Origin of the sequence: Protofrankia sp. Cr1, assembly GCF_963555865.1 — a bacterium.
Classification (GTDB): Bacteria; Actinomycetota; Actinomycetes; order Frankiales; family Frankiaceae; genus Protofrankia.
In genome coordinates this window covers 4,992-11,736 of the sequence record NZ_CAUVXO010000051.1, presented here as the reverse complement: position 1 = coordinate 11,736, position 6,745 = coordinate 4,992, and the positions used below count along the sequence as shown (strand labels likewise).

At 67.0% G+C, this 6,745-nt stretch carries 4 protein-coding genes; 1 reads left to right on the top strand and 3 read right to left on the bottom strand.

Annotated elements, in window-relative coordinates:
* The first annotated feature begins 83 nt into the window (after positions 1 to 83).
* Entirely contained in the window at positions 84 to 944 is an 861-nt protein-coding gene (locus U9980_RS07215) for a ParA family protein (protein ID WP_322778051.1), read from the top strand.
* 96 nt (positions 945 to 1,040) lie between these two features.
* On the opposite strand, the gene U9980_RS07210 is transcribed toward U9980_RS07215, so the two are convergent.
* From U9980_RS07210 to U9980_RS07200, 3 genes are all read right to left on the bottom strand, one after another.
* Positions 1,041 to 3,449, bottom strand: coding sequence for a lamin tail domain-containing protein (locus tag U9980_RS07210; protein WP_322767219.1), 2,409 nt, complete (start codon positions 3,447 to 3,449; stop codon positions 1,041 to 1,043).
* A gap of 250 nt (positions 3,450 to 3,699) precedes the next feature.
* The gene (locus tag U9980_RS07205) at positions 3,700 to 5,358 is read right to left on the bottom strand and encodes a metallophosphoesterase family protein (protein ID WP_322767218.1); all 1,659 of its coding nucleotides are present in this window, start codon (positions 5,356 to 5,358) and stop codon (positions 3,700 to 3,702) included.
* Between the two features lie 163 nt (positions 5,359 to 5,521).
* Complete coding sequence (locus U9980_RS07200; RefSeq protein ID WP_322767217.1) at positions 5,522 to 6,484, bottom strand: DUF2889 domain-containing protein; 963 nt, start codon at positions 6,482 to 6,484, stop codon at positions 5,522 to 5,524.
* Positions 6,485 to 6,745 lie beyond the last annotated feature (261 nt).

The window sequence follows — 6,745 nt, the reverse complement described above, 5'->3', positions numbered from 1 at the left end:
CTTACGCTATGGTGTCCTGGATCATCCGGATGAGGAGCTCGCCGTGACAGGCATGACCGGTCAGCGTAAACGGGGGCATGGACGTGGCGCACATCGTCTCGACGATCAACCTTAAGGGTGGCGTCGGCAAGACGACGATCACTGCTGCGCTCGCGGAGATCATGGCGGCGGAGCACGGGAAGCGTGTGCTGCTCGTCGATCTCGACCCGCAGACGAACCTGACCGTCTACATGATCGGCGAGGCGCACTGGAAGGACCTGAACGACTCGGACCGGACGTTGGCCACCCTCTTTCGCGACGCGGTGGAGCCGCGCTCGGCCGGCGGCCTGTTCGACATCGACGCGGCACTGCAACGGGATGTGTCCCCGGTGCGAACAGTCACGCAGGTCGACCTGCTGGCATCCTCGCTTGATCTCATCGACATCCAGGACCGGCTGCTCGCTCCGTCCGGGGAGTTCCTCCATGATCGGGTCGAGCTGCTGGCGCGGCAGATCGAGAAGATATCCGGCAACTACGACTACGTCCTGGTGGACTGCCCGCCGAATCTGAGCATGCTCACCCTGAACGGGCTGAGGATCTCGCACGGCTACATCATCCCGACTGTCCCCGACTTCATGTCGACCTACGGAATCACGCAGGTCCGGTCCAGAATCGCGAAATTCGCCACCGACGTGGGCGTTGACATCCCCGCGATCGGGCTGGTCATCAGCAAGTACCGCTCCGAGGTGACCCTGCACCAGCAGATGGCGGACTACCTCCAACGGACCGGGCAGGACGACGGGCTGCACGTGTTCGGGTCCAGGATCCCCGAGTCGGGTGACATAGCCGCCGCAGCCGAGTTCAACGACTGGGGAACCCTGCGGCAGCGTTACGGCTACAAGGGCCAGTATGACGCGCTGGCCGCGCTCACGGTGGAGTTCATGGGCCTCGTCGAGAGCAGCTGACCTCGGTGCCGCGCAGCGACTGGCGGTCGTGACGCGGCACCGGGCAGGCACGGGTCAGGCCCTGATGATCAGATGTTGGTGATCAAGAAGAGGTGATCAGGGCAGGGTGAGGCGGACGACCTGTGGGTCATGATCACTCTGCTGGGTCGCGAACTCGGAGTTCACATGCACCACGTTGTAGCTGTGCGAGGCGCCGGTCAGCGACGACGACAGCAGGATGTGGTCGAGGACCTGCGAGTTGCCCTCGTACACGTAGGTGTAGCGCTCGGCGTCGGACAATGTCGCCGGCAGGTCCGTCAGACCGGCGGTGTCCAGGGTCTGCACGGGCGCGGAGTAGGTGAAGTCGTTCAGGTCGCCGGCCACCACGATCCGAGCCTGGCTGTCGATCGCGAGGATCGACTGGACGAAGCTCTTCACCACAGCGGCCTGCTGGCTGCGCTGCGTCTCACTGGACAGCACCGGCGGCTGGTAGCGGCCGAACAGCGGGTTGTCGCCGCCCTTGGAGTTCCAGTGGTTGGCGATCACGAACAGCGGTTTGGAGTTGAAGTAGAACTTGCCGACCAGCGGCTTGCGGCTGGTACTGAAGGCGGTGTTGGTCGGGTCGATCCGCCCGGGGTTGTAGCCGAGGTTGACCCGGTCGGCGGAGTTGCCGCTGTCTGAGACGCTTTCCGCCGTCGTGGAGTCGCCGGGAGTGCCGGCGGCGAAGGTCAGCCCGATGTCGGTGCGGTAGAGCAGACCCACCCGGATGTTGCCGCCGGGCTCACCACCATCGGAATCGTCCACCGGGTTGATCTGCTGGTAGGTGTAGGTAGGCCCGCCCGCGGCGCTGATCGCGTTGATCAGCTTGGTCCAGGTCTGGTCGGCGGCGACCACCGAACTGTTGGTGGCCCCGTCGTTGTCCTGGATCTCCTCGACGCTGATGATCCCCGGCGCGGCCAGGTTGGTCACGATCTGGCCGGCCAGGCCGTCGAACTTGCTCTGCGGGTCGGTCGGGTCCAGGTTCTCGACGTTGAACGTGGCAACCGAGATCTGGCCCGTGCCCGGCCCCGTGGTGCTCTGCGGGGTCAGCCCGCTGTCCACCCTGGTGATCGGGCTGGTCAGCAGCAGGTGGAAGTTGGCGAACGAGTAGTCGAGCACACCGGCCGCGGGGCCGGAGAAGTGGTCGCCCACGTTCACCCCGGTGGGAACCGAGCCGGCGAGGATGGCGTCGTCGATCACCAACCGCTCCGGGTTGCCGTCGGTCTGGCGCAGCACGATGCCGCCGCGGTTGGTGCGCACCGACGCGTTCGCGCCGTCGTCACCGAGCACCGGGATCTCGTTGTAGCTGTTGCCGGGGCCGACCGCGACCGGGTTGTTCACCTGGACGCGCATGCCCTCCAGGGATTCGTAGAAGTCGATGCCGTCGGTGGCCACGTCGAAGGTGCCCGAGGTCTCGACACTGCCCGTGGCGTCGTCGTCGATCACGGTCGTGGGCGGTACCCGGCCGCCGGTGCCGATCACCGTGGCTGCCGGGACCGTTCTGGTGCCCAGCACGGAGACCGACGGGGAGGTGATCTCAGTGGTGGTCAGGTTCGCCGTGGTGGCCCCGCTCGGCCGGTACTCCGACACGGTGCCGCCGACCGCGATCTCCTGGCCGACGCTGACCGTCGGCGTGCTGGAGGTGTACACGAACACACCCTCGGAGGTGGCGTCGCTCGTGTCCGGGCACGGGTCCTGGAACCAGAAGCCGGTGCTCTTCACCGCGGTGACGACGCCGCGGACGTTCGAGACCGCCTGGCCGTTCAGCGGTGAGATGTGGGCGCTGCCCTGGATGTCGCGGATGCGGGTGGTGTAGCCGGTGCAGGAGCCGCCACCGCCGCCGCTCTGGGAGTTCTGCGGGGTCGGGCTGACCTTGGCGAAGTCGTTCGCGTTGTTGTCGGTGTCAGTCGCCGGGTTGGACCTGGTCGCCGACGTGGTGTTCGACAGGGTTGTGGCCGGTGACGTCTCGTAGTCGTTGGCGGCGCCGTAGCCGATGAAGTCCTTCACGCCGGACGCGGCGTGGCAGTTGCTCCCGCAGGTCAACGCGGTGGTGGTGGTGACGAGCGCGACCTTGCCGGCGGTGGCGGACATGTTGGTCGTGCCGGTCGCGTCCGGGGTGGGCAGCGCGACGCCCTGGCTGCCCGCGGACCCGAGCTTGACCAGGTACTTCGAGCCGGGCTGGATCGTGCCGGACAGCGCGGTGACCAGGTAGTTGGTCCCGGACGAGGCGGCGTACTGGGTCGACCAACCGGAGAGGCTGACCGCGGCGCTGCTTCGGTTGTAGAGCTCGACGAAGTCGTTGAGATAGGGGGCGCCGCTGTTGCCACCGCCCCCGTAAACTTCGCTGATCACCACGTCGGGCGACGTGGCGAGCGCCGGCACCACGACCGTTGCGGTGTAGCCACCGACGAGGGTCGCGGCGAGTAGAGGCGGTAGCAGGCGCCGCAGCGGAGAGTGGCCACGTGGCGAAGGGCGAGGAAGTGCCATGAACGGGCTCCTGACCAACAATGCGTGGACAACGAAATGAGCCCGTTATCTCTATCGAGTCGACGGTGTTGATTTCTATTGGGTAACGGCGACGATCCGTGGACGCTCGAATGAACTTCTGTCACCGCACGATCGACGCCACGCTGATCCACTTCTACTGTGGTTGATCGTGTTGTCGGATCGCAGTGGCGGGATCCGACAACACGATCAACGTACCGAGTGGGGATTCAGGTGGGGATTCAGGTGGGGATCAGGCGGCGTCGAAGTCGGCCTTCGCGTCGGACACACCCCGGGACCCGACCGTGCACAGCCCGGCGGTGCGCACCAGCGTGACGCGGTCGAGCTCGGCTCCGCTCTCGGCAACCGCGCGAACGGTCAGCGTCGCCGGCTGGCCCACGCGTGCCGGCGTGACGTCCACCGCGACGAACGAGTACCCGGTGTAGCGGACCCGGGACCAGGTCACCACCTCGGGGGTCTTCACCCCGACGCCCGTCCACGAGTAGGTGTTGACCGAGGCTGCATCGTTCACGTGCCCGGCGTAGCTGTCCGGGGCCGGGAAGCTGTACAGGCTGCGCCCGCCGGCGCCGACCGACAGATAGGTCGTCCCGTCGGTGTCCGGGTGGACGGTCCCGCCGATCGGTACCGCCTTGCTCGGGCTGCCGCCACGCAGCGGGTCGCTGCGCTCGTAGATGTGGTTGTGGCCGTTCAGGACGAGGTCGACGCGGTAGGCGTCGAACAGCGGCACCCACTCGGCCCGCACGCCACCCTCGGACGCGTGTGCGTTCGTCGTCGAGTAGGTGCAGTGGTGGAAGAAGACGACGATGAAGTCGACGTCGGGCTGGCGACGCAGGAACTTCAGCCGGGACTTCAGCCAGGACGTCTGGGAGCCCTTGCTGTAGCCGAGGTTCGCGGGGATCTCGTTCGAGACGTCGTTGGCGTCGAGGCTGATCACACCGACGTTCCCGTAGATGAACGAGTAGACCGACGGGCAGGCCTTCGGTCCGTTACCGGGGAAGTCCCACCGGGCGATCTGGCCACCGTAGCCCTCCGGGGAGTACAGCGCCTCCATGTCGTGGTTGCCGGTGGCGACCATCCACGGCACCCGCGAGGCGACCGCTTCGATCTGCCCGAGGTAGGAGTCCCAGATGGTCGGGTTGAAGATGTCGGTGCCGTTGGCACCGGTGGCGCTGACCGGCCTGCCCTGGCCGCTGGGGTCGGCGTATGCGATGTCGCCGAGCAGCAGGTGGAAGGCGGGGTTCTGCTGGGCCACGACGCCGTCGTTGGCCAGCGCATGCGGGCTGACGCCCTGGTCGCCGAAGGCTGTGAACGTGAACGGCTCCACGTCCCAGCGTCCCCGCTGGGGTGCGGTGTGCACCGTCGAAATGGCGCCCGCGGCGGAGGCGGGCTCATAGCCCTTGTGACCCACGCCGTAGTAGTAGGTGGTGTCCGGGCGAAGCCCGTCGAGCTCGACGTGCAGGTAGTACTGATCGACGGGTCCGGCCGCTCCCGGCACTTCCGAATGCAGCGGACGGACCTCGGCCGGGATGCGGCCGGACAGATCGGACGGGTCGGTGCCGATCCGGATGAACGGCCTTCTGACGGGCGTCGGTACCTGCCAGCCGATGCGGATCTGACGGCGGGGGTCGGCACCGAAGGCCAGGTGACGGGCGAAGGGTGCGACCGACGCTCCGTCCGCGGTGGAGTTGGTGGTGGCCAGCGTCGGGCCGGTGCCGGCGGACGCGGCCGAGCCGAGCAGGCTGGGACCGGCGAGGAGGGCTCCTGCACCGAGGGCACCGGCGCGGAACACGCTACGGCGGGACGGGCGCTGAGACATCAGCCATTCGTGCTGCTCGGCCATGCTCATGCGCTCGGCGAGGCGGTCGGGAATCCCCATACGTGGTGTCTTCACGACATGTGACACTTGACTGATCAACTCACGCGACGTGATACCCCAGGTGAATGAATTCCTACGGTTTGCGGCTGAAATGGTAAACATGTCGCGTGAGTTCATGGCCGGGGCGCTGGTGGGATGCCGGTGTTACTGCGACACCGGTGTTACTGCGATACCGGTGTTACTGAGACAGCAGCGGGATCAGCGCGTGGATGTCGGCGAGCGCTCGGAGCTGGTCGGTGAGATGGGTGCAGGTCGTCGGTCCGATCATGTCGGCGCGCAGCATCTCGCGGAGCCCCGTCAGGCGCTCACCGACCAGACGGGTGGCACTTGCCGCGGCGGCCGGGCAGTCGGGGCCTGGCAGGACATGGGGTGTCGCGCCGGCCGAACTGATCGTCCCGGTGGCACGGTCGACCGTCGTGTGGACGGCGTATTCGTGGATCACTTTCTGAGTGCCGTCCGGTTCGCAGAACGTGTCGCGAAAAAGTCCCTCGACGGTCACAATGCCGAGGTGTGGGCCAGGCACCACGTCGAGCCTGCGCCGACGTCGGATGCTCCCCGGCGGCAGGTCAGGCATCGTGTGCCAGCCCAGCGGATCGGTCGCGTCCGCCAGCTCCGGGGCGGATGGTCCCACGCCGAGGAGGGAGAAGCGGCCTTCGCGGTGGCTCATATCCATCTCGCCGCCGGCCTTCCAGCCCGCGCAGACGTCCGTGGGTGGCATGACCGTGTTCCGCGGCCGTTCCCCGGAGACGCGTGCGATGGCTGATCCAGAGATCAACGTGACCACCGGTACTTCGTCGAGGAGGAGTCCGAGCAGGGTGCCGTCGGCGGTGAGGTGGGGCGCGGCCTGGTCCAGCGCTGTGCGGAAGCCCGAACCGGCACGAACGCCGACCAGTGTGTCACTGCCTGGCATCGCCGGTTCGCAGTGGACCTCGGTCACCAGACGCCCACCGAAGTAGTCGATGGTGACGCGGGTACTCGCCTCGGCTACGAGCTCTGCATCCCAGCCGGTATCACTGGCTGTGCCTGCCTGGTATCTGGTTGGCGGGTTTGCGGTTGGCAGGCTTTTCGTCGTGCGTATGTCGCGGGCCCTGCCGACGAGGACGAGCGGACCTTCGAGTCCGTCCGGACGCAAAGCATCCACCGAGCTGGTTCGACGTACCGAACCCGGGATGCGCGGCGGCGTGCCCGCGGCTGGTCCGACGGTCCCTGGCCACAGAAGAACACTGGTCACTCTTCCAAGGGTTAGCAGCCAGGACGGGCCGACGCACGCTCGAAGCCTTGATCCGGTGCCGGAAGTCGGCAATGTCACGTCCCCCGTGACGCCTTCATGATTGTTTCGCGGTGTTCCCCGACGCGCGGCGAACGTCTCGATCTAGGAGTCTCGTAGCGGGCCGGGCGTCGG